25 protein-coding genes are annotated in these 25,257 nt (G+C 51.6%); 2 read left to right on the top strand and 23 right to left on the bottom strand.

Annotated elements, in window-relative coordinates:
• Positions 1-14: 14 nt before the first annotated feature.
• From ahpC to DSM465_RS0103875, 9 genes are all read right to left on the bottom strand, one after another.
• Positions 15-578 (bottom strand): alkyl hydroperoxide reductase subunit C, encoded by a 564-nt coding sequence (gene ahpC, locus DSM465_RS0103920; protein ID WP_008881033.1) that lies wholly within the window; start codon positions 576-578, stop codon positions 15-17.
• Positions 579-935: 357 nt separating this feature from the next.
• A complete protein-coding gene (locus DSM465_RS19530; protein ID WP_008881034.1) occupies positions 936-1,109 on the bottom strand; it encodes a hypothetical protein in 174 nt (57 codons plus the stop codon).
• Positions 1,110-1,187: 78 nt separating this feature from the next.
• Positions 1,188-1,646: a D-aminoacyl-tRNA deacylase gene (gene dtd / locus DSM465_RS0103910; protein ID WP_008881035.1), complete on the bottom strand. Its 459-nt coding sequence runs from the start codon at positions 1,644-1,646 to the stop codon at positions 1,188-1,190.
• Between the two features lie 22 nt (positions 1,647-1,668).
• Positions 1,669-3,867 carry a RelA/SpoT family protein gene (locus DSM465_RS0103905; RefSeq protein ID WP_011887887.1) on the bottom strand — a complete coding sequence of 733 codons (2,199 nt, stop codon included), beginning with the start codon at positions 3,865-3,867 and terminating at the stop codon, positions 1,669-1,671.
• A 141-nt stretch (positions 3,868-4,008) separates the two neighbouring features.
• Positions 4,009-4,521, bottom strand: coding sequence for an adenine phosphoribosyltransferase (locus DSM465_RS0103900; protein ID WP_008881037.1), 513 nt, complete (start codon positions 4,519-4,521; stop codon positions 4,009-4,011).
• A complete protein-coding gene (gene recJ, locus DSM465_RS0103895) occupies positions 4,521-6,878 on the bottom strand; it encodes a single-stranded-DNA-specific exonuclease RecJ (RefSeq protein WP_029760671.1) in 2,358 nt (785 codons plus the stop codon). Before recJ ends, DSM465_RS0103900 begins: the two co-directional genes overlap by 1 nt.
• Before the next feature lie 57 nt (positions 6,879-6,935).
• Positions 6,936-7,838, bottom strand: coding sequence for a cation diffusion facilitator family transporter (locus tag DSM465_RS0103890; RefSeq protein WP_029760669.1), 903 nt, complete (start codon positions 7,836-7,838; stop codon positions 6,936-6,938).
• A 145-nt stretch (positions 7,839-7,983) separates the two neighbouring features.
• Complete coding sequence (gene secDF / locus DSM465_RS0103880) at positions 7,984-10,236, bottom strand: protein translocase subunit SecDF (RefSeq protein ID WP_029760668.1); 2,253 nt, start codon at positions 10,234-10,236, stop codon at positions 7,984-7,986.
• 119 nt (positions 10,237-10,355) lie between these two features.
• Positions 10,356-10,646, bottom strand: a complete 291-nt coding sequence (locus tag DSM465_RS0103875; RefSeq protein WP_008881041.1) for a post-transcriptional regulator — start codon at positions 10,644-10,646, stop codon at positions 10,356-10,358.
• 107 nt (positions 10,647-10,753) lie between these two features.
• On the opposite strand from DSM465_RS0103875, the gene spoVB reads away from it, so the two are divergent.
• Both spoVB and DSM465_RS0103865 read left to right on the top strand, forming a co-directional pair.
• Positions 10,754-12,316, top strand: coding sequence for a stage V sporulation protein B (gene spoVB / locus DSM465_RS0103870; RefSeq protein ID WP_008881042.1), 1,563 nt, complete (start codon positions 10,754-10,756; stop codon positions 12,314-12,316).
• A 67-nt stretch (positions 12,317-12,383) separates the two neighbouring features.
• Positions 12,384-12,767 carry a TIGR04086 family membrane protein gene (locus tag DSM465_RS0103865; protein WP_008881043.1) on the top strand — a complete coding sequence of 128 codons (384 nt, stop codon included), beginning with the start codon at positions 12,384-12,386 and terminating at the stop codon, positions 12,765-12,767.
• A gap of 117 nt (positions 12,768-12,884) precedes the next feature.
• On the opposite strand, the gene yajC is transcribed toward DSM465_RS0103865, so the two are convergent.
• The 14 genes from yajC to nadC all read right to left on the bottom strand — a co-directional run bounded on the left by yajC (position 12,885) and on the right by nadC (position 25,230).
• Entirely contained in the window at positions 12,885-13,160 is a 276-nt protein-coding gene (gene yajC, locus DSM465_RS0103860; protein WP_008881044.1) for a preprotein translocase subunit YajC, read from the bottom strand.
• Between the two features lie 23 nt (positions 13,161-13,183).
• Positions 13,184-14,326 carry a tRNA guanosine(34) transglycosylase Tgt gene (gene tgt / locus DSM465_RS0103855; RefSeq protein ID WP_008881045.1) on the bottom strand — a complete coding sequence of 381 codons (1,143 nt, stop codon included), beginning with the start codon at positions 14,324-14,326 and terminating at the stop codon, positions 13,184-13,186.
• A gap of 17 nt (positions 14,327-14,343) precedes the next feature.
• Positions 14,344-15,372 (bottom strand): tRNA preQ1(34) S-adenosylmethionine ribosyltransferase-isomerase QueA, encoded by a 1,029-nt coding sequence (queA, locus tag DSM465_RS0103850; protein ID WP_008881046.1) that lies wholly within the window; start codon positions 15,370-15,372, stop codon positions 14,344-14,346.
• A gap of 15 nt (positions 15,373-15,387) precedes the next feature.
• Positions 15,388-15,594 carry a DUF2905 domain-containing protein gene (locus tag DSM465_RS0103845; protein ID WP_008881047.1) on the bottom strand — a complete coding sequence of 69 codons (207 nt, stop codon included), beginning with the start codon at positions 15,592-15,594 and terminating at the stop codon, positions 15,388-15,390.
• Positions 15,591-16,592, bottom strand: coding sequence for a Holliday junction branch migration DNA helicase RuvB (gene ruvB, locus DSM465_RS0103840; RefSeq protein WP_011887894.1), 1,002 nt, complete (start codon positions 16,590-16,592; stop codon positions 15,591-15,593). The genes DSM465_RS0103845 and ruvB overlap by 4 nt, the downstream gene beginning before the upstream one ends.
• A 37-nt stretch (positions 16,593-16,629) precedes the next feature.
• Entirely contained in the window at positions 16,630-17,214 is a 585-nt protein-coding gene (ruvA, locus tag DSM465_RS0103835) for a Holliday junction branch migration protein RuvA (protein WP_029760667.1), read from the bottom strand.
• A 100-nt stretch (positions 17,215-17,314) separates the two neighbouring features.
• Entirely contained in the window at positions 17,315-17,797 is a 483-nt protein-coding gene (locus tag DSM465_RS0103830; RefSeq protein WP_029760666.1) for an intercompartmental signaling factor BofC, read from the bottom strand.
• Positions 17,798-18,077: 280 nt separating this feature from the next.
• Positions 18,078-18,821, bottom strand: a complete 744-nt coding sequence (locus DSM465_RS0103820) for a YebC/PmpR family DNA-binding transcriptional regulator (RefSeq protein ID WP_029760665.1) — start codon at positions 18,819-18,821, stop codon at positions 18,078-18,080.
• Between the two features lie 130 nt (positions 18,822-18,951).
• Positions 18,952-19,686: a YhcN/YlaJ family sporulation lipoprotein gene (locus tag DSM465_RS0103815; protein WP_029760664.1), complete on the bottom strand. Its 735-nt coding sequence runs from the start codon at positions 19,684-19,686 to the stop codon at positions 18,952-18,954.
• 116 nt (positions 19,687-19,802) lie between these two features.
• Positions 19,803-20,543: an NAD(+) synthase gene (nadE, locus tag DSM465_RS0103810; protein ID WP_029760663.1), complete on the bottom strand. Its 741-nt coding sequence runs from the start codon at positions 20,541-20,543 to the stop codon at positions 19,803-19,805.
• A gap of 35 nt (positions 20,544-20,578) precedes the next feature.
• Positions 20,579-21,523 (bottom strand): phosphotransferase, encoded by a 945-nt coding sequence (locus DSM465_RS0103805; RefSeq protein WP_011887896.1) that lies wholly within the window; start codon positions 21,521-21,523, stop codon positions 20,579-20,581.
• Positions 21,507-23,123 carry a SafA/ExsA family spore coat assembly protein gene (safA, locus tag DSM465_RS0103800; RefSeq protein ID WP_029760662.1) on the bottom strand — a complete coding sequence of 539 codons (1,617 nt, stop codon included), beginning with the start codon at positions 23,121-23,123 and terminating at the stop codon, positions 21,507-21,509. The genes DSM465_RS0103805 and safA overlap by 17 nt, the downstream gene beginning before the upstream one ends.
• A gap of 158 nt (positions 23,124-23,281) precedes the next feature.
• Positions 23,282-24,385, bottom strand: coding sequence for a quinolinate synthase NadA (gene nadA / locus DSM465_RS0103795; protein ID WP_029760660.1), 1,104 nt, complete (start codon positions 24,383-24,385; stop codon positions 23,282-23,284).
• A gap of 14 nt (positions 24,386-24,399) precedes the next feature.
• Complete coding sequence (nadC, locus tag DSM465_RS0103790) at positions 24,400-25,230, bottom strand: carboxylating nicotinate-nucleotide diphosphorylase (protein WP_029760659.1); 831 nt, start codon at positions 25,228-25,230, stop codon at positions 24,400-24,402.
• Positions 25,231-25,257: the final 27 nt, after the last annotated feature.

The following is a 25,257-nucleotide window of genomic DNA, read 5'->3' as shown; positions in this document are numbered from 1 at the left end:
TGTCAAATGCCTCCTTAAATTTTGCCAACAAGGTCAAGACTCGGTTTCAGCGTTTCAGCACCTTCTTGCCATTTCGCCGGGCACACTTCACCTGGATGGTTGCGCACATATTGAGCAGCTTTGATTTTATCAATCAATGCGCTAGCTTTGCGGCCAATGCCGTCAGCGTTGATTTCCACCGCTTGGATGACGCCGTCCGGATCGATAATGAACGTGCCGCGTTGAGCCAAACCTTGTTCTTCGTCAAGCACATCAAACATGCGCGACAATTGGTGCGAAGGATCGCCGATCATGACATATTCAATTTTGCTGATCGTCGGCGATGTGTCATGCCATGCTTTATGAGTAAAGTGCGTATCGGTCGAAACCGAGTACACTTCCACACCAAGTTCTTTGAACGTAGCATAATGGTCTTGCAAATCTTCGAGCTCCGTCGGGCATACGAACGTAAAGTCAGCCGGATAGAAGCAAACGATGCTCCATTTTCCGAGGAAGTTTTGTTCCGTAACTTCAACGAAATCTCCATTATGATACGCTTGTGCTTTGAAAGGTTCTACTTTTTTCCCTACGAGAGACATTCTTCATCTACCTCCTGCAATGGCTAGTCTTTAAATTAAAATGATTTTAATACGATATTTATTATCATATAGAAGTGTGTATTTTGTCAATAGATATAACTTAAAATTTTTCCATGGCGCCTAACCAGCTTCGGGTGGAGCACGGTGTGTCCATGTGATGCACAATGGAGTGGGGCTCTCTTTATTTATCGAAGATCCCATCCTGGAGACGGGTCAGCTGGTTTTGGCTTTCGCATGTCCACCCTTTTCTCACAAGCAGATCCATCTGACGAGCCAATTTGACACCATAGAACCTATGCCTAAACACTCGCACGCGAGACGCCGTTCCTCCACCCGAAGCGTTAGCACTGGCCATGTTCACGGGCGAAACCACTGTTTTTTCATCGTCTGCACATCTTTTAGTGTTACGCCGAACTCAGACGCCAGCTCAAAGGCACTATATTCGGCTTTCAGCCGCAGCCATTCGTGGAAATCGGCGGAAAGCACATCGTTCGATCGGTGCGCCTGCTTGCTTCTGCCCGTTTGCCGCATCGCCTTTCCTCCTTTCTATGCCGCCGGTTCGTTTTCATCTTTCCCATTTTTCGCTGAAAATAAAAAAACCGGGAAACATCATTCGTTTCCCGGTTTGTCACCGCTGTCGATAATCAAGGTGACTGGTCCATCGTTTGTGAGCGAAACGTCCATCATTGCGCCGAACACTCCTGTTTCGACATGGATGCCTTTTCCGCGCAAGAAGGTGTTGAATGCCTCATAAAGCGGCAAGGCGCGATCCGGTTTCGCTGCTGCCATAAAGTTCGGCCGCCGTCCTTTCCGACAGTCGCCGTAAAGGGTAAACTGCGACACCGACAGCACCGCCCCGCCGACTTCAAGCAACGAACGGTTCATTTTTCCATTTTCATCTTCAAAGATGCGCAAATGAGCAATTTTCTCCGCTAAATAGGCGGCGTCGGCCTCCGTATCCTCGTGCGTGACGCCAAGAAGCACGACAAGCCCCGCATCGATCGCTCCAACGACCTCGCCGTTGACGGTGACGCTCGCCTGCTTCGCCCGCTGGATGACCGCTTTCATTGTGTCCCTCCTTTCGACACCCCTAGTTGTTCATCAGACGCTGAACTGAATAAATGTCAGGAATTTGTTTAATTCGTTCCACTACTTTTTGCAAATGGCTGATGTTATGAATGGCGATGGTCATATGAATCGTCGCGATTTTATGCCGATGATCCGAGCGGCCGGAGACGGCGGAAATGTCGGTGCGCGTCTCGTTTACAGCCTGCAGCACTTCATTCAGCAAGCCGCGGCGATCAAAGCCGATAATTTCGATGTCGACGTTATACTCACGCTCACCATTTGTGCCGCTTTCCCATTCAACAGGAATCAACCGGTCAGCCGCCTCTTCCACCTGCACGTTCGGGCAGTCGGCGCGGTGAACGGAAATGCCGCGGCCGCGGGTGATAAAGCCGATAATTTCATCGCCCGGCACCGGGTTACAGCAGCGCGACAAGCGGATGAGCAAGTTGTCGATTCCTTGGACACGAATGCCACAGTCACGTTTTTTGCCAGCCGGCAGCTTCGCTTCCGAGACCGCTTCAGCCAGTTTGCGCTGCTGTTCTTCAAGATCGCGCTGCTTTCGCCATTTTTCCGTCAACCGATGGGCGATTTGCGCCGCCGTAATTCCATGGTAGCCAACCGCTGCGTACATATCGTCTTCGTTCGAAAAATTGAATTTCTCCGCGACGCGCTTTATGTTGTCAGCCGTCATCACTTCTTTCGGCTCGAAACCGAGGCCGCGCACTTCTTTTTCAACCATCTCTTTGCCTTTATCAATGTTTTCTTCCCGTCGCTGTTTTTTGAAAAACTGACGAATTTTGTTGCGCGCCTGCGATGTTTTGGCGAGCTTCAGCCAATCTTGGCTCGGTCCATACGAATGCTTCGACGTTAAAATTTCGACGATGTCGCCCGTTTGCAGCTTATAATCAAGCGGCACCATTTTTCCGTTGACTTTCGCACCGATCGTTTTATTGCCGATTTCTGAATGGATGCGGTAGGCGAAATCAATCGGCACCGAACCGGCCGGCAGCTCGATGACATCACCTTTTGGCGTGAAGACGAACACCATGTCGGAAAACAAATCCATCTTCAGCGACTCCATAAACTCTTCGGCATTGCTGGCGTCGTTTTGCCACTCTAAAATTTCCCTGAACCAAGACAACTTTTCTTCAAACGAGTTCGGCTTCACCGTTTTTCCTTCCTTGTACGCCCAATGGGCAGCGATCCCGAACTCGGCGATTTGGTGCATTTCGAACGTGCGGATTTGCACCTCGAGCGGCTCACCTTTTGGCCCGATGACCGTTGTATGGAGCGACTGATACATGTTTGGCTTCGGCATGGCGATATAGTCTTTGAACCGCCCCGGCATCGGCTTCCAGCACGTATGGATGATGCCGAGCACGGCATAGCAGTCTTTAATACTGTTGACGATAATGCGGACGGCAAGCAAATCATAAATTTCATTAAACTGTTTATTTTGCATAACCATTTTTCGGTAAATGCTGTAAATATGTTTCGGCCGCCCGGAAATTTCACACGGAATATGCACTTCATTGAGCCGTTCACGCACTTCCTGAATGACTTCTTCCAAATATTGCTCGCGTTCAGCCCGCTTCTTCTTCATTAAGTTGACGATGCGGTAATATTGTTGCGGATTTAAATAACGAAGTGCGGTATCCTCAAGCTCCCATTTAATTTTCGAAATGCCAAGACGGTGGGCGAGCGGGGCGAAAATTTCGAGCGTTTCGTTAGCGATGCGCCGCTGCTTTTCCGCTGGCAAATGTTTTAACGTCCGCATGTTATGCAAACGATCGGCCAGTTTAATTAAAATGACGCGAATATCTTGCGCCATGGCCAAAAACATTTTTCGGTGGTTTTCCGCCTGCTGTTCCTCTTGTGATTTATATTTAATTTTGCCGAGCTTCGTCACGCCATCGACGAGCATCGCCACATCCGCACCGAATTCACGCTCGAGGTCCTCTTTTGTCGCCTCGGTATCTTCCACGACATCATGCAAAAACCCAGCAGCGATCGTCGTCGCATCCATTTTCAAGTCAGCCAAAATACCGGCAACTTGAATGGGATGGATGATATATGGTTCGCCCGACTTCCGGAATTGATCGCGGTGGGCGTGTTTCGCAAATTCATACGCCTTTTTTAAAAAGGCGACATCTTGTTCCGACAAATAACAGCCCGCCTGTTCAAACACTTGCTCCGCTGTCAGCACTTGTTCATTGGCCATATGGTTGGATCACCTTTGATTTTATAAAATGAAATTCACACGCTAAGGTGTTAACATCAATCACGTTAATAAGAAAGAGCACTCGTGCGAGTGCCCCTTTTTTCTCTATTGTAGCGGAAGAAGCGAACAATGTCGACTATTTTAAAACTGCATGAGCGTTAAAATATCGTATCCTTCCAATTTTTTGCGCCCACCAAGCTCTGTGAGCTCAATTAAAAATGCCAAACCGGCCACTACTCCACCTAATTGTTCGACTAAATCGATCGTCGCCCGCATCGTGCCGCCTGTCGCTAACAAATCGTCGGTAATCAAGACGCGCTGCCCCGGCTTGATGGCGTCTTTGTGCATCGTCAGCACATCTGTTCCATACTCTAATCCGTATTCAACACGAACGACTTCACGCGGCAATTTTCCTTCTTTGCGTACCGGTGCAAAACCAACACCGAGTGCATAGGCAACCGGGCATCCGATGATAAACCCGCGCGCCTCCGGACCAACAACGATATCAATTTGCTTTTCGCGTGCGTATTCGACAATTTGGTCGGTGGCGTATTTGTACGCTTCCCCGTTGTCCATCAGCGTCGTAATGTCTTTAAATAAAATTCCCGGTTTCGGAAAATCAGGCACGATTGTAATATACTGTTTTAAATCCATTATACGTTTGCCTCCTCGTACGTTTGCGAACGTGTCATTTCTGCTAAACAGCGTTTCAACTGCTCATAAGTGGAATATAATAACTGCTGTTCCACCTCAAGCTCGTCCCGCCGGCGGCGATATGTCGGTGATTCATGCAAATCACGCTTCTCTGGCGCATGGACAAGTGAGATGACGCCGTCTTGTTCGCGAATAAACTCAAGCTCTAAAAATACTTTCGCCATAAAATGAACCGTCTCTTCCGTCCAGCCACGGGCGCGCGCCAGCTGTCCGCCCCGCTCGGCGAGCGGAAACGAACGGTATTTATGCAAAAAGGCATAAAACCATTTAAAATGGTCGCGCGTCGGAAACGTGCGAAAAAACTGCGCTTCCGGCTGCGCAAACACCGCGTAAATGCGCTCCGGCTGCCCGTTGCCAAGCAAGACAGCGAGTCGGCGGAGCTTTGGCGGCAAGTCAAGCAGCACGACATAGCGGCCGTCAATCGCCAAGGCGCCCGCCTCTTCATCACTTGCTACATAATGAAGTTCGTCGCGAAACGCCGCCAAATCTAATTGATTTTCGGTTTCGCGGCGAAACAGGACAAGCAGCCGTTTCTCTTTCGGCATTCGCTCAATAAGCGGGTGGACATCGCGGCAGCCGCGGACATCAAACACTTGGCAGCTGCTTACCGCTACATCACATAACGACAACTGCGGCTTCGCTAACCCGTTCCATTCATTTACCGAAAGCTCTCCGACGGCCGAGACGCACGCCCCAGGGGCGATCTCCTCGCAAAGCGGCCCGAGACCGAAGCCAATGGCATCAATCGCTGCACCATTTTGGGAAAAGACCGCTTTCATATGGGCGCCGTTCGCTCCGACGCGGCGCATCGTTTCAACCGCCACCTCTTCAATAAGAAGAAGCGGCCGCGGATTGCTGACACCAAACGGGGCAAGCCGCTCAAAGCTGCGCGCGGCCGACAACGTCAGCTCATCAACAGAGCAGGCAGCATCAATAAACGTCGGCGGTGTAAAATCATCATCTGACAACGTCCTAGCGGCGATGGCATTCAACCGCTCCCGCAGTTCTTCGACATCATCAAGCGCTAAGGTCATTCCCGCCGCCATCGGATGGCCACCAAAATGAGGCAAAATGTCACGACATTGCGATAAACTTGCAAAGAGGTCAAAGCCGTGAATGCTGCGAGCCGACCCTTTGGCGATTCCTTTTTCCCGATCCATCGAAAGCACAACCGCTGGACGATAAAACTGCTCAACAAGTTTCGAGGCAACGATGCCAACAACCCCCGGATTCCATCCTTCACCCGCGACAACAAGAACGCGATGCTCTTCAGGCGGAAACTGACGCCGTACCATCTCTGCCGCTTCTTCAGCCATTTGCGCCACAAGCTGCTGGCGTTCACGGTTTAGTTCATCCATTTCTTGGGCCAACCGTGCGGCTTCGCCCTCATCGTCTGTCATTAACAGCGCCACGGCCGGATCGGCGCCGCCGAGGCGGCCGGCCGCATTCAGCCGCGGCGCGATAGCAAAACCGACCGTCTGTTCATTTACTGTCATCGCATCAATACGGCATTGCCGCCAAAGGGCGCGCAACCCAACGCGGTTCGTTTCGCGCAGCGCCTCGAGCCCTTGTGCGGCGAGCAGACGGTTTTCCCCAACGAGCGGCACTAAGTCGGCAATCGTCCCGATCGCTACCAAATCAAGCAAATGGCGCGGCACCCGTCCAAGCAACGCATGAGCAACTTTAAATGCGACGCCGACGCCGGCCAAATCGCGAAACGGGTATGTACTTCCCGGCTTTTTCGGATGAATGATCGCGTACGCCTCCGGTAACACCGGACCCGGTTCATGGTGGTCGGTCACAATGACATCAAGCCCCCACTCATTAGCGGCAGCGATTTCATCGACCGCTGCAATTCCATTGTCGACCGTCACAATAACGGACACGCCCCGCTCTTTCGCGGCACGAAATGCCGCCAGATTCGGACCGTATCCTTCCGTAAAGCGATTGGGAATGTAGAATTCGACCGACGCTCCCGCCTCTTTAAGGGCGCTCACCATCACCGACGTACTGCAGACGCCATCGGCATCATAGTCGCCATAGACAAGCACAAGTTCGCCGGTGTTGATCGCCCGCTCTAAGCGCCGAACCGCCCGTTCCATCCCATCAAGTAGAAACGGATCATGAAACGGCTGTCCAAGGGGATCAAGAAACGCGGCCGCTTCCGCTGCCGTCCGCACGCCACGGCGGACAAGAAGCTTTGCTAACAACGGCGCGATGTCGGCTTCCTCGGCCAGCCGCCTCACCGTCTGTTCGTCGGGGCAATCTACTTCCCAACGCGTTTTCGCTTTTAACATGTCCCCCACCTCAACTCTCCTTATTATACAAAAAGGAGAAAAGGGCAGGCAACGACATTACGTGTTTTTTTGCGGATCATACGGATTGATATGCACCATCACGTTGCGGACGCGCGGAAGTGTCAGCAACTTTTCCTTTACTTTTTTCCCAATCCGGTGTCCTTCTTCGACTGTCAGCCGTGGATCAACGGCGATCTTCAAATCGACAATAACGTAATGACCATGCTCGCGCGCATATAGCTCGTTAATTTGCCGCACGTCAGGAACCGACAGCACCGCCTCCCGCAAATAGCCCGTTTCCTCCTCATGGAGCACGTGGTCGATTGCCGTATGGATCGACTTCCGACCAAGCTCCCACGCCATTTTTAAAACAAGAATGGCGACGAATAGCCCAGCGAGCGGGTCGGCATACACGAGCCAGCCGATTTCCCACTTTCCGCCGAGAATGGCAGCACCAACACCAACGAGCGCAGCAAGTGAAGAGAAGACGTCAGAGCGATGTTCATAGGCGTTGACAACTAAGGCATCGCTATTGAGCTGTTTCCCTAGCCGGTATTTATAGCGAAACATCGCCTCTTTGACAACGATCGATAACAACAGAACATAAATGGCCGCCATCCCCGGTGGCGACAGTGGGGCGAAAAACGACATGAGCGCTGATCGTCCGATCTCGAGCCCAACAAGAAACAAAAGGACCGCCACAATAATGGCAGCGATCGATTCCGCTTTTCCGTGCCCGTACGGATGGTCTTCATCCGGCGGGCGCGCCGCGGCTCGCAGTCCGATCCAAACGGCGAACGATCCAGCAACATCGGATGCCGAATGAGCGGCATCGGCGATCAGTGCCTGACTTTGGCTCCACACCCCAACGATTGCCTTGATGGCGGCAAGCGCTATGTTGCCGACAATGCCAATGATCGCCGCTGTTTTCGCCTGCCTGAATCGCTGTTCGTTTTCCATGGCCATCTTCCCCCACTTCACGTCTAGCAGCATCCCAGCCGTTTATGTTTCATCTGGCCATTAGTGTATCCATTTTCCGTTCCAAGCATCGTCGTCAAAAGAAAAAGCACCGGAAAAAGCGCAAGCACTTTTTCCGGTGCGGACATTACAGGTGCGGCTCGGTTTCCGGCGTGATTTTTTTCGTCCCTTTGCCTTTTTTGAGCGCATTTCCTTTCCAAACGAGCCACAGCTGTGCAGCGATAAACAGCGAGGAATAGACGCCGCACAACAGGCCGGCGAGCAAGGCAAGGTTGAAGTTGCGGATCGCCTCGCTGCCAAACAGAAGTAAGGCAATCACCGTAAACAAAACGGTCAATACGGTGTTGATTGAGCGTGTGAACGTTTGCTGCAACGCTCGGTTGACGATGTGCCTTAAATCGTCGACCGTTTTCACTTTCCGTTTTTTCATGAGATCGCGAATGCGGTCAAACGTGACAATCGTATCATTGATCGAGTAACCAATGATCGTCAACACGGCGGCGATGAACGTCAAATCAACCTCAAGCCGCGTCAAGCTGAACACAGTAATGATGAAAAACGCATCGTGCAATAAGGCGATGATAGCAGCTAACGCCATCCGCCATTCAAAGCGGATCGTCACATAAAGAATGATCCCAATCGACGAAATGAGCACGGCAATGAGCGCGTTTCGCGCTAACTGCTTGCCGACAACGGGCGACACGGTGCTGATGTTGGGTTCATGCCCGTACGTCGTTTTCAGCTCACTTTTGATTTTCGCAATTTCCTGCTTGTCAAGCACTCCGATCAAGCGGACGACGCCTGTTTTCCCGTCCGTGCCAGATAAAACGACATCCTCCGGCTTGTGACCAAGCTGTTCAAAATAGTCGCTTAGCTCCTTGGCGTCGATCGGTTGGCTGCTCGTCACCTCAATGCGCGTCCCGCTCGTGAAATCAATGCCGAGATTGAGCCCCATGGCAAAAAGTGAAATGACCCCGGCAATCGCCAAGGCGATGGAGAACAGGAAAAACTTTTTGCTATGTTTGATAAAATCCCAACGGTCAAACTTCGTCGGCACTTCTGTCTCATCGGTCGTTTCGGCAATGTTTAAGATTTCCGATTTTTTCACGCCGAAATAACCCGGTTTCTTATCAAGCCAGCGGCTTGAGACGAGCAGCCCGAGCAAAAGACGCGTGCCGTAGACAGCAGTGACAAAGCTGGCGACAATGCTGATAATGAGCATCGTCGCGAACCCTTTGACCGAGCTTGTTCCGTAAATGAACAGGACGACGCCGGCGATGATCGTCGTAATGTTGGCGTCAAAAATCGTTGCAAACGAACCTCGGTTGCCGGCGCGAAACGCCGACAGCATCGATTTGCCAAGCTTTAGCTCTTCCTTGATTCGCTCATACGTAATAATGTTGGCGTCGACCGCCATCCCGACCCCTAAAATAAGGGCGGCAATGCCTGGCAACGTCAAGACGCCGTTCATCCAATCAAACAATAACAGAATCAAATAAATGTACACCGACAGTGTAATGACGGCAATCACGCCTGGCAATCGGTAAAACCAAATCATAAACAAGAAGATGGCAGCAACACCGATGATGCCAGCCAACATCGTTGTTTGCAGGGCGTTTTTCCCGAATTGGGCGCCAACAGACGTCGAGTAAATTTCATGCAATTCGACTGGAAGCGCGCCGGCGTTTAACAGATCAGCCAGCTGCTGTGCTTCTTTCACCGTAAAGTTGCCGACAATCGACACGTCTGTCTGATTGAAAACTTGGTTGACCGAAGCAGCGGAAATAAATTTCGGATCCACTTTGCCCGCTTCTTTTTGGTACGAGTCAACCCCTTCTTCAAAATCAAGCCAAATGACCAAAATATTGTTCGGCGGCCCCATGTTGTACACTTTTTCCGTCACTTGGCGAAACTTATCGGCATCTTTCAATTTAATAGCGACACTCGGCTGGCCGTTCTCATCAAACGACAGCTTCGCTCCGCCTTGGACAAGATCGCTCCCGTCCATGAGCACGTTGTCATTGACGTCACGGAACGTCAACTTTGCCTGGGTGGCCAAAATTTCGCGTGCCTCGTTTTGATCTTTCACCCCGGCGAGTTGGACGCGAATACGGTTTTCACCTTCGATGTCGACGCGCGGCTCACTGACGCCGAGGACGTTAATCCGCTTGTTTAAGGCGCTGACCGTGCTTTGGAGCGTTTCCTGGTCAATTTTATCGCCTTTTTTCGCCGGCTTCACCTCATACAACACTTCAAAGCCGCCTTGCAAATCAAGGCCGAGCTTGATATTATGTAAAATTCCTTGAATCGTCGGTCCGATCACTCCAGCCAATAGGAGCACGAGCAAAAAAAACGTGACGATGCGACTTCGTTTTACCATTCGTTGTAAAATCCTCCTTCGATTCATCTTGACGCCCGGCGGCTTCTACAGCACCATCGTTGAACACATCGGCTTCGACTTCCATTATGCGCCAGTCGGCCATTGGTGTCAATTTTTCGCTATAACAACTCTTTGAGAACGTTTTCTAAATCATCACCGCCAGTTTCCCGCTGCTGTTCATACGAACGCATCGTCAAAAATGCCATGTATTCCCCCGGCGAAAGCGACAAAATGTCGCTGACAAGCTCATATAGTTTTTTTTCCGCCAGCGCGTTTTTCCACTTTCGAGCACACAAACATTCCCATAGCCCGTCGATCGTTACTTGTGTGTAACCGAGCAAATGAAACTCGTCATATTTGCATTCGAGCGCCGGCATGAGCTGTTCGCGCAGCCGTTTTTCCCCTTCCATCTCTCACCCTCCCGCGCCATGCCAGCTATGATCCTTGTCATGCTTGGCCATGTATCTAGCATATATTGTATAAAAGATTAAGGCATTTGAGAAGGCAGGGAAAGAAGATGTCTAAATTTTTGCAAGGGACGATCATTTTAATCGCCGCCGGTTTTATTACGAAAATTCTCGGTTTCATCAACCGTATCGTCGTCGCCCGGATGATCGGGGATGAAGGGGTCGGGCTGTACATGATGGCCGTACCGACGCTATCGTTAGCCATTACGGCGACCCAAATCGGGCTTCCTGTCGCCATTTCCAAACTCGTCGCTGAGGCGGAAGCGGCCGGCGACCGGCAGCGGGTGAAAAAAATTCTTGTCGTGTCGCTTACAACGACGGGAGTGCTGAGCACCGTATTTTTGCCAACGCTCATTGCTATTGCACCATGGCTTTCACAGACGATGTTCACCGACCCGCGCACATACTACCCTCTAATGGCCATCGCCCCGGTCGTGCCGATCGTGGCGATTTCCTCGGTGTTGCGCGGCTATTTTCAAGGGCGCCAACAAATGAAGCCGCACGCCTACTCGCTTTTGATTGAACAAATCGTCCGTATCAGCTTGATCGCTCTATGCACAAGGCCGCTCTTGCCGTATGGCGTTGAGTACGCCGCCGCCGGCGCCATGGCATCTTCTGTCCTTGGTGAACTAGCCGCCTTATTGTATTTGTTGTTCTTATTTAAGTTTAAAAAGTCAATCCGTCTGCGGGCGAAATTTTTTCGCTACGTGCAAGCCGGTAAAGAGACGTTCATCCGTCTCATGCGGATCGCCTTGCCAACGACCGGCGGCCGCTTGATCGGCTCACTTTCTTGGTTTTTCGAACCGATCGTCGTCGCCAACAGCTTAGCTCTTGCCGGTGTAGCCTCCTCCGTCGCCACGAAGCAGTATGGCCAGCTCGTCGGTTACGCGCTGCCGTTGCTCACCTTGCCGTCATTCATTACATACGCGCTCTCGACAGCGCTTGTACCGGCCATTAGTGAGGCAATGGCGCAAAACAAGTTGGTTTTAGTTGAATACCGGATCGCCCAGGCAATGCGCCTATCGCTTGTCACTGGCGGTCTTTCCGCCGTCGTGCTATACATTTTTGCCGAACCGCTCATGTGGTGGATGTACGGCACAAGTGAAGCGGCCATCTTTATTCAAGTGATGGCTCCGTTCTTCTTATTTTATTATTTCCAAGGCCCGCTCCAAGCCGTATTGCAAGGACTCGACTTGGCGAACGCAGCCATGACGAACAGCTTGATCGGGGCAGTCGTCAAGCTCGCTTGTATCTTCACCCTCGCCTCACGTCCTAGTTTAGGCATTATGGGGGCGGCGCTTGCAACATCCATCGGCACGGTGCTTGTGACGTTTCTCCATTTCGCCACTGTCGTCAAAGCCGTCTCCTTTTCGATCCATGCGCGCGAGTATGCGAAAGCAACGATTGCCATCACTGTCACCGGTGTGGCCGGCTATGTGCTTTTCCACTATCCACCTATAGCCACACCTTCGTCATTATGGACACTGTTCGCCATGGTGGCGACGATCGTTTTATATATCACTGTCCTTCTGTTCTTTCGGCTCATCAAGCGCGAAGAGCTCGTCTATCTCCCGGGGCTTCATTGGCTAGCTGGGAAAAACGGACGAAAATAGACTTCTAAACATGTCCGGCAACGAATATATATGGTGGTAAAACGGTTGTGATCAGGGAGGGAACACGGTGTCACGACTTGGCAGCGCACTCGTATACGGGGTCTCCACCATTTTCGTTTTGGCAGCGCTCGTTAGCTTCATTTTTTCGTTGTTGCTTAAATGGACGGACATCCAGGAATCGTCGCTTACATGGATAATTTTTGCCGTCTCGGTCATTTCGATGTTCATCGGCGGCATCGTTGCTGGCGGAAAAAGTCAAGAAAAGGGATGGCTTGCCGGCGGACTGACCGGCTTCTTATTTACCGCGATCATCTTTTTGTTTCAATTTCTTGGCATCGAAAAGCCATTTACAGCCCAACAATGGCTGTATCATCTTCTCTTTTTTGTCTCTGCTGCCCTTGGCGGCATCGTCGGTGTCAACCTGTCACCGGCTCGCCGCGAGCGGACATAAGCGAGTGTCTCAATGTGAAAGCGGCTGTTTCCAAACGAAACAGCCGCTTTTTTGTCGTCAGTATTCATCTTTTCGATGACAGCTCCATTTCTAACGCTGTCAGCCGTTGCTTTCCATTTAGGTTATGCGTTGCTTTCCGACAACTTCACGCACCGCAGAACGGTCGTATGTAAGCCGCGTGCCGTCACCGGCGCGGATGATGATTTTATCTTCATCGACCGAGTCGATGATGCCATGCAAACCGCCAATCGTGACGATTTTATCGCCTTTTTTCAAATTCGCCTGCATTTGTTGGACGGCGCGCTGCCGCTTTTGCTGTGGGCGAATAAGCAAAAAGTAGAAAATGACGAAAAACAGCACGATCGGCAATAAATTCGCAATCGTCGCGTTCATTCAATCCCCCTCCTTTCTAATGACTAAAAGTTTTTCGCGTTTGGCTTGTTAAAGCCGTAACGCTCAAAAAATTCCTCACGGAAATCGGCGAGTCGATCTTCACGAATCGCTTGTCTCACCTGCTCCATTAATTTTATCAAAAAATAGACGTTATGGTAAGACGTGAGCCGGATACCAAATGTTTCATCACATTTAATGAGATGGCGAATATAGGCGCGCGTGTAGTTTCGACACGTATAGCAATCGCAGTTCGGATCAAGCGGTGTGAAGTCACGGGCGTACTGGGCGTTTTTAATGACAACCCGCCCCTCACTCGTCATAACCGTTCCGTTGCGGCCGATGCGCGTCGGCAAGACGCAGTCAAACATGTCGATGCCGCGGATCGCACCGTCAATGAGTGAATCGGGTGAACCGACGCCCATTAAATAGCGGGGCTTGTCCGTCGGCAAAAGTGGCGTTGTAAACTCAAGCACCCGATTCATCACATCTTTCGGCTCGCCGACCGACAACCCACCGACGGCATAGCCAGGAAAATCGAGCGACACTAAATCGCGCGCGCTTTGCCGGCGTAAGTCCTCATATTCACCGCCTTGGACGATGCCAAATAGCCCTTGTTCATTCGAGCGTCGATGAGCTTTCAGGCAGCGCTCCGCCCAGCGGCTCGTCCGCTCGACCGACCGTTTCATATAGTCATACGTCGCCGGATACGGCGGACATTCGTCAAACGCCATGATGATGTCAGCACCGAGCGCATTTTGGATTTCAGTCGCTTTTTCCGGCGATAAAAACAGCTTGTCGCCGTTTAAATGGTTGCGGAAATAGACACCTTCTTCCTCAATCCGGCGAAATTCGCTCAAGCTAAACACTTGGAATCCACCGGAATCCGTCAAAATGCCGCGATCCCAGTTCATAAAAGCGTGGAGGCCGCCCGCCTCAGCGACAATGTCATGGCCTGGGCGCAGCCAAAGATGGTACGTATTGCTTAAAATGACGCCTGCCCCCATTTCCTTCAACTCTTCTGGCGATAGCGTTTTGACCGTCGCAAGCGTCCCGACTGGCATAAACATCGGTGTTTCAAACGAGCCGTGCGGCGTGTGGAGAATGCCAAGGCGCGCTCCTGTCTGCCGACACGTTTTGATCAGTTCAAAGCGAATCGGTGTCGTCAACGTGCTGTTCTCCTTTCTTAAATGATGAGCATCGCATCGCCGAAGCTGAAAAAGCGGTACTGCTCTTTGACCGCCACTTCATACGCGTGCAAAATATGCTCGCGTCCGGCGAATGCGCTCACTAACATAATGAGTGTCGATTTCGGCAAATGGAAGTTCGTCACGAGCCCATCAATGGCTTTAAACTCATAGCCTGGATAAATGAAAATGTCCGTCCAACCGCTCTCAGCGGCAAACCGGCCATCATGCCGATTGGCGATCGTCTCAAGTGTCCTCGTCGATGTCGTACCGACGGCGATAATGCGGCCGCCGTTCGCACGCACGCGGTTCAATATCGCCGCCGTTTCCTCACTCATTTGATAAAACTCAGCGTGCATATTGTGTTTTTCGACGTCATCCACTTGCACCGGCCGGAATGTACCGAGCCCAACATGAAGCGTAATAAAGGCGATATGTATCCCTTTTTCCCGAATGGCGTCAAGCAGCTCCTCAGTGAAATGAAGGCCGGCTGTTGGCGCTGCCGCTGAGCCGATTTCACGAGCGTACACCGTCTGATACCTCTCCGGATTATCGAGCTTTTCTTTAATATACGGCGGGAGCGGCATTTCGCCAAGTTCAGCCAATACTTGATAAAACAGCCCTTCGTACGAAAATTCAAGCACCCGGCCGCCATGCTCAAGCGTATCAAGACAAACAGCTTGAAGTTTCCCGCCGCCAAAGACGAGCTTCGTTCCCGGCCTGACCCGTTTGCCTGGCTTGACGAGCGTCTCCCAACGGTCGCCGTCTAACTGTTTTAACAAGAGCACCTCGACCATCCCGCCCGTTTCCGCTTTTTCCCCGTACAGGCGCGCTGGCATGACACGGGTGTCGTTTAAGACGAGACAATCGCCAGGGTGTAAATACGAAATAATGTTGCGAAATGTTTCATGGCGGATGGCCCCTGTTTGTTTATCGAGCACCATCAGCCGCGACGCCGCCCGATCCGGGAGCGGCGTTTGTGCAATGAGTTCCTCAGGCAAATGGAAATCAAACAAGTCAACTTTCATAAAGTTCTCCTTTCTTTAGCGAAATCGCCCGAGCACGTAAAAAATCAATGATAATACGACGCTTAGCAATATCGATGTGACGATCGGAAAATAAAAGGTCATGTTTCCTTTGCGGATGACGATATCCCCCGGCAAGCGGCCGAGTTTGACAAACTGCATAACAAACCCAACGATGATAAGCACAACGCCGATTATCATAATCAACTTAGGCAAGCTGTTCACCGCTTCGGAACCTCCATTCCTAAATGGGCATACGCCGCCGGCGTGGCGACACGCCCGCGCGGCGTTCGCTGCAATAAGCCGATTTGCAGCAAATACGGCTCATATACTTCCTCGATCGTTTGCGCTTCTTCTCCGATCACGGCTGCCATCGTTTCGAGTCCAACCGGACCGCCGGCAAACTTTTCAATGATCGCTAAAAGCAGCTTATGGTCAATGTGATCAAGCCCGAGTCGATCGACTTGCAGCCGCTCAAGTGCCTCGACGGCGAGCGGCAGCGTAATTTCCCCGTCCCCACGCACTTGAGCAAAGTCGCGAACACGGCGGAGCAGACGGTTGGCAATACGCGGCGTGCCACGCGCCCGGCGTGCCAGTTCAAGCGCCGCCTCATTGTTGATGATAATATGCAAAATAGCAGCCGCCCGCTCAATAATTTGCGCTAGTTGGTCCACTTGATAATATTCAAGCCGGCTGATGACACCAAATCGGTCGCGCAGCGGTGCGGACAGCGCTCCGGCCCTTGTTGTCGCTCCAACAAGCGTAAACGGCGGCAAATCTAGACGAAGCGAGCGCGCTTCAGGCCCTTTGCCGACCGTAATGTCCAAACAGTAATCTTCCATCGCGGGATAGAGAACTTCCTCAACCGTCCGCGGCAACCGATGAATTTCGTCAATAAACAACACATCCCCGGGCTCAAGCGATGTCAACAGCGCCGCTAAGTCACCGGGCCTCTCAAGTGCGGGCCCGGATGTCGCCCGCATCTTGACGCCCATTTCGTTCGCAATGATGGCGGCGAGCGTCGTTTTCCCGAGCCCCGGCGGGCCGTACAACAAGACGTGGTCAAGTGTTTCTTCACGCAGCTTGGCCGCTTCAATAAACACTTGCAAGTTTTCTTTTACCTTATCTTGCCCGATATATTCATGCAAATATTGCGGGCGCAAGGTTGGTTCGAACGCCGCCTCGCCGCCTAAAGCTGATCCAGATACAAGCCGTTCGTCCACCGTCGTCCCTCCCTTTTGGCTCGTTGCCAACAGCCATTTATTTCAGTAACATGGCCAACGCCCGCTTCACGTACTGTTCCGTCGACATCGTTTCTTCGCGGAGCGCCGGAATAATTTTTTCAATTTCTCGTTCCGCATAGCCAAGCGCCTTGAGCGCAGCAATCGCCTCAGCAAGCTCCCCAGACAGAGAAGCGGCCGGTCGTGGAGCCGTTGGCATTGAAAACATCGCAAGCTTTCCTTTTAAGTCTAAAATCATTTGCCGCGCCGTTTTTTTTCCAACACCCGGGAACTTACATAAAAATGCTTCATTTTCTTCCTCAATCGCCCGTGCCAGCTCATCCGGACGCCCCGCTGCCAAAATAGCGAGCCCCCCTTTTGGTCCAATGCCGGACACTTGAAGCAGCTTGGCGAACAAGTTTCGCTCTTCACGCGTTAGAAATCCGTATAAAGCGTGCACATCTTCACGCACGTATTCGTATGTATATACCGTTACCGCTGCCTCACGACTCTCCTCAAAGGCAAACGGGTTGGGAGTAAAAATTTCGTAGCCGATGCCGTTATGGTCGATCACAATATATTCGGGACAGATGTAATCGACATATCCGCGGATAAACTCGATCAATGCATACTCCTCTCCTTTTCTCGTCCTTTCATTGTATCATACGATTTCATTATAGCAAAAAACAAATCCCGTGATGCGCTTCACACCACGGGATTCCGTTTTAATGCACGACCGCAAAATGGCGATACATTTCGATCACTTGTTCATATTGTTCTTTCGAGAGGACGCGGATGCCTTGTTTTAATTTCGCCTGCTGGCGGCTTTCTAGTTTTTGTACATCGATTTGAAAAAACGACTGGATAATTTTCCCCGACTGATTCGGTTTACCGTTAAAAATAGATAATGTACCATCATCGGTGAGCCCGAAATAGCCGTTTGTTTTTAACAACGGGGAAATGTCGTTAATCGTTTTGCGAAAGACGATCGTCTGTCCATCGAGATCAATCAGCTGCCAGTCGCGGTACTTTTTCCATATTTCTGTTAACGAAACAACCGTTTCCGTTCTTTTCTCCTCGCTCATCTCTCCGTCTAAGTATTGCTGCTGCAATACAATCGTCATGTTCACCGGCGTTGGTGCGGCGAACGCCGAATGAGTCGGCAACACGACTGCAGCAACCAACAACATGATGGAAAGAATTCGCATTGTCCGTTCCTCTCTTCCAAAATGATAGTTTTCTTACATCATTAGTTTCGCCGCCAGTCGCCATTTTATTACTGTTTCGTTAGCTTTTTTTGTAAAAACAAGCTGCTGCCGAGCCAAAGTCAGCAAACAGGTGACGATGCTGTCATTGATAGATGCGCGCCAACGATTTGACACTTTGACGTTTGTTCGATGGAGCAACATTTCTATCTGTTGTTTCCCCCGTTATGATGTTTCGCCACCTCGGTCTATAAAAAAATCGCCAGCGTGCCGCCGACGATTGTTATTGTTCCTCAATCACTGATTCATCCAAGTTATGGTATACTTCTTGCACATCGTCATCATCTTCAAGCGTATCAATTAACTTCAACATCTTTTTCAATTCATCGCCTGATAACGTTGTATATGTTTGCGGAATCATCGTAATTTCCGCGCTCGCAAACGTTAATCCTTGCTGTTCAAGCTGTTCTTTTACCGTCTCAAACGACTCGGGCGTTGTATAAATTTCGAACGATTCGTCCGTCGTTTCCATCTCCTCCGCCCCTGCCTCAATCGCCAAAAGCAGCAACTCATCTTCCTCCATGTTGTGCTGCTCACGATCGATGACGAGCAATCCTTTGCGCTCAAACAAGTAAGAGACGCAACCTGTTTCCCCCAAGTTGCCGCCGTTTTTCGAAAATGCTGAACGCACGTTGGCAGCGGTCCGGTTTTTATTATCGGTCAAGCAGACAACCATGACAGCGACGCCGCCCGGTCCGTATCCTTCATAACGGATTTCCTCATAATTGGTATGTTCTTGGTTCCCCGTTGCCTTTTTAATCGCCCGTTCAATGTTTTCACCCGGCATATTAGCCGCCTTTGCCTTCTCAATGACAAGACGCAGGCTCGGGTTGGCCGCCGGGTCACCACCGCCGGTTTTTGCGGCAACATAAATTTCTTTCGCCAGTTTCATAAATAGTTTGCCGCGCTTAGCATCTTGAGCATTTTTCCGCCGTTGGATATTTTTCCACTTCGAATGTCCAGCCATCAAACTTTCTCCTCTCATCACAACGGAATGTTCCGATATTACTATAGCAAAAACCGCAGAAAATGTCAGCTGCGCCTAGCTGAAAGCGGAAAACGAGTAAAGGGGATGCCGATGGCATCCCCTTGCCGAACTACCGATTGTTTTCCGGCCGTTCTTGAATCGTACCGTCGATAAAAATAGTACGCAAATCGCGGCGAATTTCTTCCATGCTGATCGGCGCACCGCGACGAATTGTGTTGTCAATCGTGCGGATGCGGTTGTACATGCTCGGATTGGACGTGACACGTACCCGTTTGCCGTTGGCGTACGGAGCCACTGCTTTGGCAACACGCTCTTCCAGCCGACCTGGATGGCGGGTATCAGTCGCAATGGCGATGAGCGCTTGATCGCCGTAAACGACCGTACGAGCATCATCTACTCCACTTACCGCTGCAGCGCGGCGGGAAAGCTCTTCAACCAAAGCACCGTCATAGCTACGGTAGTACGATGGATGCGGAGCAACATTCAGCGAATGTAAATGCCCGTGGTAGTTGTAATCGCCGTTGCCAAAATCGACTCCGCGCGGAAGAGCTGGGACGTCCGCATCCAACCGGGGCGCCGCCGACCGACCAAGGCGGTCACCGTCCGTCAAAAAGTCAGTCACCGGTCCGCGGCGTGCCCACATATAGTTGTTATCGTAGTTGAGCGCATTCGTTCCGTAACGACCGTAGCGGAAATCATCGTTCCGTTCTGTTGAGTAATAGCCGATCGGTCTCTCCGCATTGTTATAGCGCTGGGCTCCTTCGTCATTGGTCCCATAATTGGTGCATGAAGCGAGCAAGCCGGCTACCGACAATACACCGATCCATTTGACCGCGTACCTCAATGGAAAACCCCCCCTTGGTTTCCTTCGCCCAAGGCTGGCGCAAAGCCAGCCTTACATTTAGCTTGCGGAAAAAGCAGGGGGGTTATCGCTGTTAGTTCAAACCAACAAGACGACGGTTAAAACTTTGGTGGCGCAATGGCCAGCTGCCGTTTATGGTGCGAACGTTCATGCAGCCGTTCAATAATTTTCCGGTCTTGCTCTGGAATGTCTTCACCTTTTAAATATTTATCAATCATATCATACGTCGTGCCCATTTCGCTTTCATCCGTCTGTCCTTCCCATAATCCGGCGCTCGGCGCTTTCGTGATAATTTCTTCCGGAACACCAAGCAGACGAGCCATTTCACGCACTTCGCCTTTTGTGAAATGAATGAGCGGCACTAAATCAACCCCGCCATCGCCATATTTCGTAAAGTAGCCGGTGTGCCACTCCGCCGCATTGTCCGTACCGACAACGAGGTAGCCATAGTTGTTGGCGACAGCGTACAACGTCGTCATGCGCAGACGCGCCCTCGTGTTCGCATCGCCAAGCCGCGCCTTTTCTTCATTCCACTCACCGATGGCTTTCAACTCGGCTTCCACCGCGCCGAACAACGATTTATGCACCTCGGTCAAATCAATGACAAGATATTGAATGCCGCAGCTTTCCACCACTTTGAGGGCATCTTCCATATCTTTTGCATGACTTTTGCACGGCATGATGAGGCCAAGCGAGTTATCTGGAAACGCCCGCTTGATCAAATGGGCGACAACGGCAGAGTCGATGCCACCGCTAATGCCGACTACTGCCCCGTTTAAGCCAGCCGACGCCACTTGTTCCCGCAGCCATTGGACAAGCTTGTCAATTTTTTCTTGCATCCGCCTTCGACTCCTTTTTCCAAAGATTTTACTCTTTATTTTAGCATAGCGAAAAGACGACGGACAAACCATTCCCGCTTCTTCCGATCCAATACGAGCGGGCGGCGTCGCGCGGCCGCCTGTCGCCACTCACGAAATACATCAGCAGGGAACAAAAGCGCATGCAAAAACCAACTTTTTTCCAGCCAACGACCAAGCGGAACAAAACGGGCGAGCGCCGAATACGACCAGCCGATATGCGGCAAAATACGGTTTGCGTATTGCCAATAATCAAGACCGGGCGAGGCGAGGGCGGCCGCATCGTAGTCGATCATATATACATCTCCACCGGCAGTGCGCAAAAAATTATGGGGCGCTACATCCCCATGAATGATGACGACAGGCTCCGCCGCTAACTCTTGGGCGTAATCGCCGCACGTTGCCAAGCAGTAATGCGCCCAGCGAAGCGTAAATAAAATATCCTCTTTTTCCATCGCTGTCTCAATGAACGGCAAATGTCGACAAAACTCATCGTAACAGCGCCGCCATTTTTCATACAGCTGCACAGACGGCAGCCGCATGGCTGCCCGTTTGTCACATACGATCCTTGCCGTTGCCACATGGTAGCTATGTAACGCTTGAAGCCCATCTTTGATGTCGCACTCGTTGACAAATACAAATGGGCGCGCACTAGCTACATATTCTGTCAGCAGCCAATGTCGCCCTCCGGCAGTGATGACACCTCCATGGCCGATCGGGACAACGGCTGGAGCGGCGAAAAAGCCGGAGCGGCGGAGAGCGGCAAGAAGCCAAGCTTGCCGTTCAGCCGCCACTAACGAATGGTACGCTTTCGCGACAAATGATCCGTGCGAAGTGGCGATGGCAATGACATTTGGTTTCAGCGCCACAGCCTGCCGAATAACAATCCGGTACTGGCGGCTAAGAAGAAAAAAGAGACGGCCAACGGCGTCTCTTTCTGTCAGGTTACTGTTCTTCCCCATGCTCGCTCTCCTCATCCGGCGGTCCGGCAAACAGGCGCGAACCGGCGGCGGGTGGGCTTACCGGGTAAACGGCACCGGGCCACGGGATCGCCTGCGCAGCTTGTTGCGGCGCGTACCCGTATGGAGCCGGCTGGGCGTACACTCCCGGAGGGGCATATCCCCCGTAGTACGGAGTCGGTGGATACACAGGCACATACCCAAAAGGCGGATATCCGGCTAGCGGCGCGTACACTCCAGATGGTGCATATCCCGGTGCGGCAGGACCGGACGCAGCGAAAGCGGCACCAGCTGGCGGTGCAAGCGGAGCAGCAGCCCCGTGTTTCCCCGGTTCAGAAAACTGCGGAGACTCTAAAGAATCATTGCTCCCTTCGCTAATGCCCGGAAATGGAGCCGGGTTATTTTCCGGGCCGCCCCCTAACGAACCCGGCGGCGGAGAATAAGATGGCATGGCTGGCGGCGGAGACATGTAAAACCCCGCTCCTGGCAAAATAGGCGTCACTGGCACACATCCTTGGTCAACACCGAAAACTGGTGCCGTCATCGGTGCAATTGGAACATGCGGAATGTTCGGCAACGGTGGCGGGGTTTCCTCGCTTTCGTCTGCTATTTCTGTTTGTTCCCCTTTCAGTTCAGTTGGGCTTTCATCCATCTCCTCTTTCATCATGCCAGGCAAAATGTTGCTCGGCTTCGGTGGAATCGGTGGCAGATTCGGCAACGATTTGGCAAACGAAACGTGAGGGGTCGGAACGACCGGCGGAATCGTATGTGTAAGCGGCGGTGTATAGGCTGTCGGTGCTTTCGGCGCCTCGTTCGCCGGTACGTTCGGTGTTTCATTCACCGGCACGTTCGGCGCTTCGTTCACTGGTACGTTCGGTGTCTCGTTCACCGGCACATTCGGGGCTTCGTTCACTGACACATTCGCCTTCTTGTTCTCCATTCCCTTCGATGTCCCGCTTATCGGCGCCTTTGCTGTTCCTTTCCCCTCTGCCTTTGGCGCTTCGACCGCCGGCGCCTTCGGTTTTTCTTTCACTTCCGCTTTCGGCGCTTTGGCCGCTGGTGCTTTCGGTTTTTCTTTCGCCTCCGCTTTCGGTGCTTCGACCGCTGGCGCTTTCGGTTTTTCTTTCACCTCCGCTTTCGGTGCTTCGACCGCTGGCGCTTTCGGTTTTTCTTTCGCCTCCGCTTTCGGTGCTTCGACCGCTGGTGCTTTCGGTTTTTCTTTCACTTCCGCTTTCGGCGCTTTGGCCGCTGGCGCCTTCGGTTTTTCTTTTTCCACTGCTTTCGGCGCCTCGTTCACTGGTATTTCATTTTCCGAGACGGAGCCGCTAGCTGTGTCCATCTCCGCATCAATATTGAATGAAACGAACGGTTTCGTCTCCGCGTACGGATGTTCTCCCACTTTCGGCTTTTTTGACGGTGCATACGTTTTTGTTTCTTTTTTTATTGGCACTCCTGCTGTCGGCACTTTAATTTTCATGCCAGGCATAATCATATTCGGATCGCTCAAATGCCCATTTATCTTTTTCAATTGTTCAAAATCAACCCCATATTTTTGGGCAATTTTCCAAAGGGTATCGCCCTTTTGAACAATATGGATTTTCACGCGGTTCCCCTCCTAAACCGAGACTGTTTGCGCTCTATCCAACCGATGCTTGTTTCTTGTTATCATCTTTCAACACAATGTATGACGATGGTTGTTGATTTATGATAAAAAAATCCCTGGCCGGACGGAAGCGATCCCGTCTTCGCCAGGGAGGAGAACTAGGCAAGGGCAAGCATGCGCTCGAGTGCTAGCTTTGCTTCGAACGCTACTTCCCTTGGAACGGTAATGCGGTTGACGACTGTTCCTTCACTGAGCGATTCCAACGCCCAAACGAAATGCGGCAAATCGATCCGGTTCATCGTCAAACACGGGCACATATACGGATTAAGAGAAATGATTTCTTTGTCCGGATGCTCATGCATAAGGCGATTCACCAAATTCATTTCTGTTCCGATCGCCCATCGGCTACCGGGTGAGGCGTTGCGAATCGTTTCGATAATGTATTTTGTTGAACCGGCGTAATCGGCTTGCTGGACGACGTCCCAGCTGCATTCCGGATGGACGATTACCTTTGTTTCCGGTTTCGTCTGCCGAATATGCTCGATTTGCCGGACATTGAAGTTTTCATGCACCGAGCAATGGCCCTTCCAAAGAATGACTTTCACCTTGTCAAGGTCACCGTTGCCTTGCAATGTTTCCTCATATGGATCCCAGACGGCCATCTCGTCAAGGCCAACGCCGAGTGCATAGGCCGTATTTCGGCCTAAATGCTGGTCCGGTAAAAAGAAGATCCGTTCTTTTTGTGAAAACGCCCACGCTACCATCTTTTGCGCGTTGGACGACGTAACCGTCGCCCCTCCATTTCGGCCGACAAACGCTTTAATCGCCGCTGTGGAATTGACGTATACAAGCGGCAGAATCGTCTCGCCAAATCGATCCGTCAATGCCGCCCATGCCCGCTCAACTTGAAAAATATCGGCCATATCGGCCATCGAACAGCCAGCGCGCAAGTCCGGCAAAATAACTGCCTGCTCCTCACTCGTTAAAATGTCCGCGGTTTCCGCCATGAAATGGACGCCGCAAAACACAATATATTCCGCTTCGTTGTTTTTCGCCGCCAGTTGGGCAAGCTGAAGCGAGTCGCCGGTGGCATCAGCGAACTGAATGACCTCATCTTTTTGGTAATGATGTCCAGGGATAAAAAGACGCCGCCCGAGCTGCTCCTTCACCGCGCGGGCGCGCGCTTCGAGCTCATCTCTGTCCATCGTTTTATACTGTTCCGGCATATTATCGAGCTGTTTGAACTGTTCGAGTACGTTCATCATTCTCTCCTCCGTCATTGTAAATAAAAACTAATGTCCAACGCTGCAGCTGAATGCGTTAAAAACCCAAGTGAAATGTAGTCGACTCCGGTCGCACCGTATGCTGCTACATTGGCGAGCGTAATACCGCCGGACGCCTCCGTGATGATCGGTTTCGGCACGAGCCGGACGAACGACCGCACTTCATCCGGCGTCCGATTGTCAAACATAATAATGTCAGCCCCGGCTTCGACCGCCTCGAGCACCTGAGCTTCCGTTTCCGTTTCGACTTCGATTTTCACCATATGGCCGAGCCGCTCTCTCACCGCTTTGACAGCGGCGGCAATCGACCCACAAAAGGCGATATGATTGTCTTTAATCATCACACCATCGTACAAGCCAAAGCGGTGATTGTAGCCGCCACCGCAAGTAACCGCATATTTTTCCAACATGCGCAAACCCGGTGTCGTTTTTCGCGTATCGCAAAGGCGAGTATGGCTGTCACCAAGCAGGTCAACCGCCTGCCGCGTCATAGTCGCAATGCCGCTCAAACGCTGAAGCAAATTCAAAATGACGCGCTCACCAGACAACAGTGGACGGACAGGCCCAGAAACGGCGGCGATCGTTTCACCAGCTGCAATCCGTTCGCCGTCCCGTTTCATGATCGATACCTCGATATGCGGATCAAGCAGTTGATAGCCAGTGGCAATAAGGTCGACGCCAGCCACAACCCCGTCCTCTTTCGCCGTAAACACCCCCGTCGCACGTTCGTTAGCCGGAAAAATCGTGTCGCTTGTCACATCCCCATCGCCGATATCTTCAAGAAAAAACTGCCTCAACAACTGTTCGAGTTTTAACCGATTCATCGCCTCATCCTCCTTTTGATCTTATTC

The organism is Geobacillus thermodenitrificans subsp. thermodenitrificans DSM 465, from assembly GCF_000496575.1.
GTDB lineage: Bacteria > Bacillota > Bacilli > Bacillales > Anoxybacillaceae > Geobacillus > Geobacillus thermodenitrificans.
Note: the sequence above shows the minus strand (reverse complement) of the source record. Positions and strands in the feature narration are given on the sequence as shown.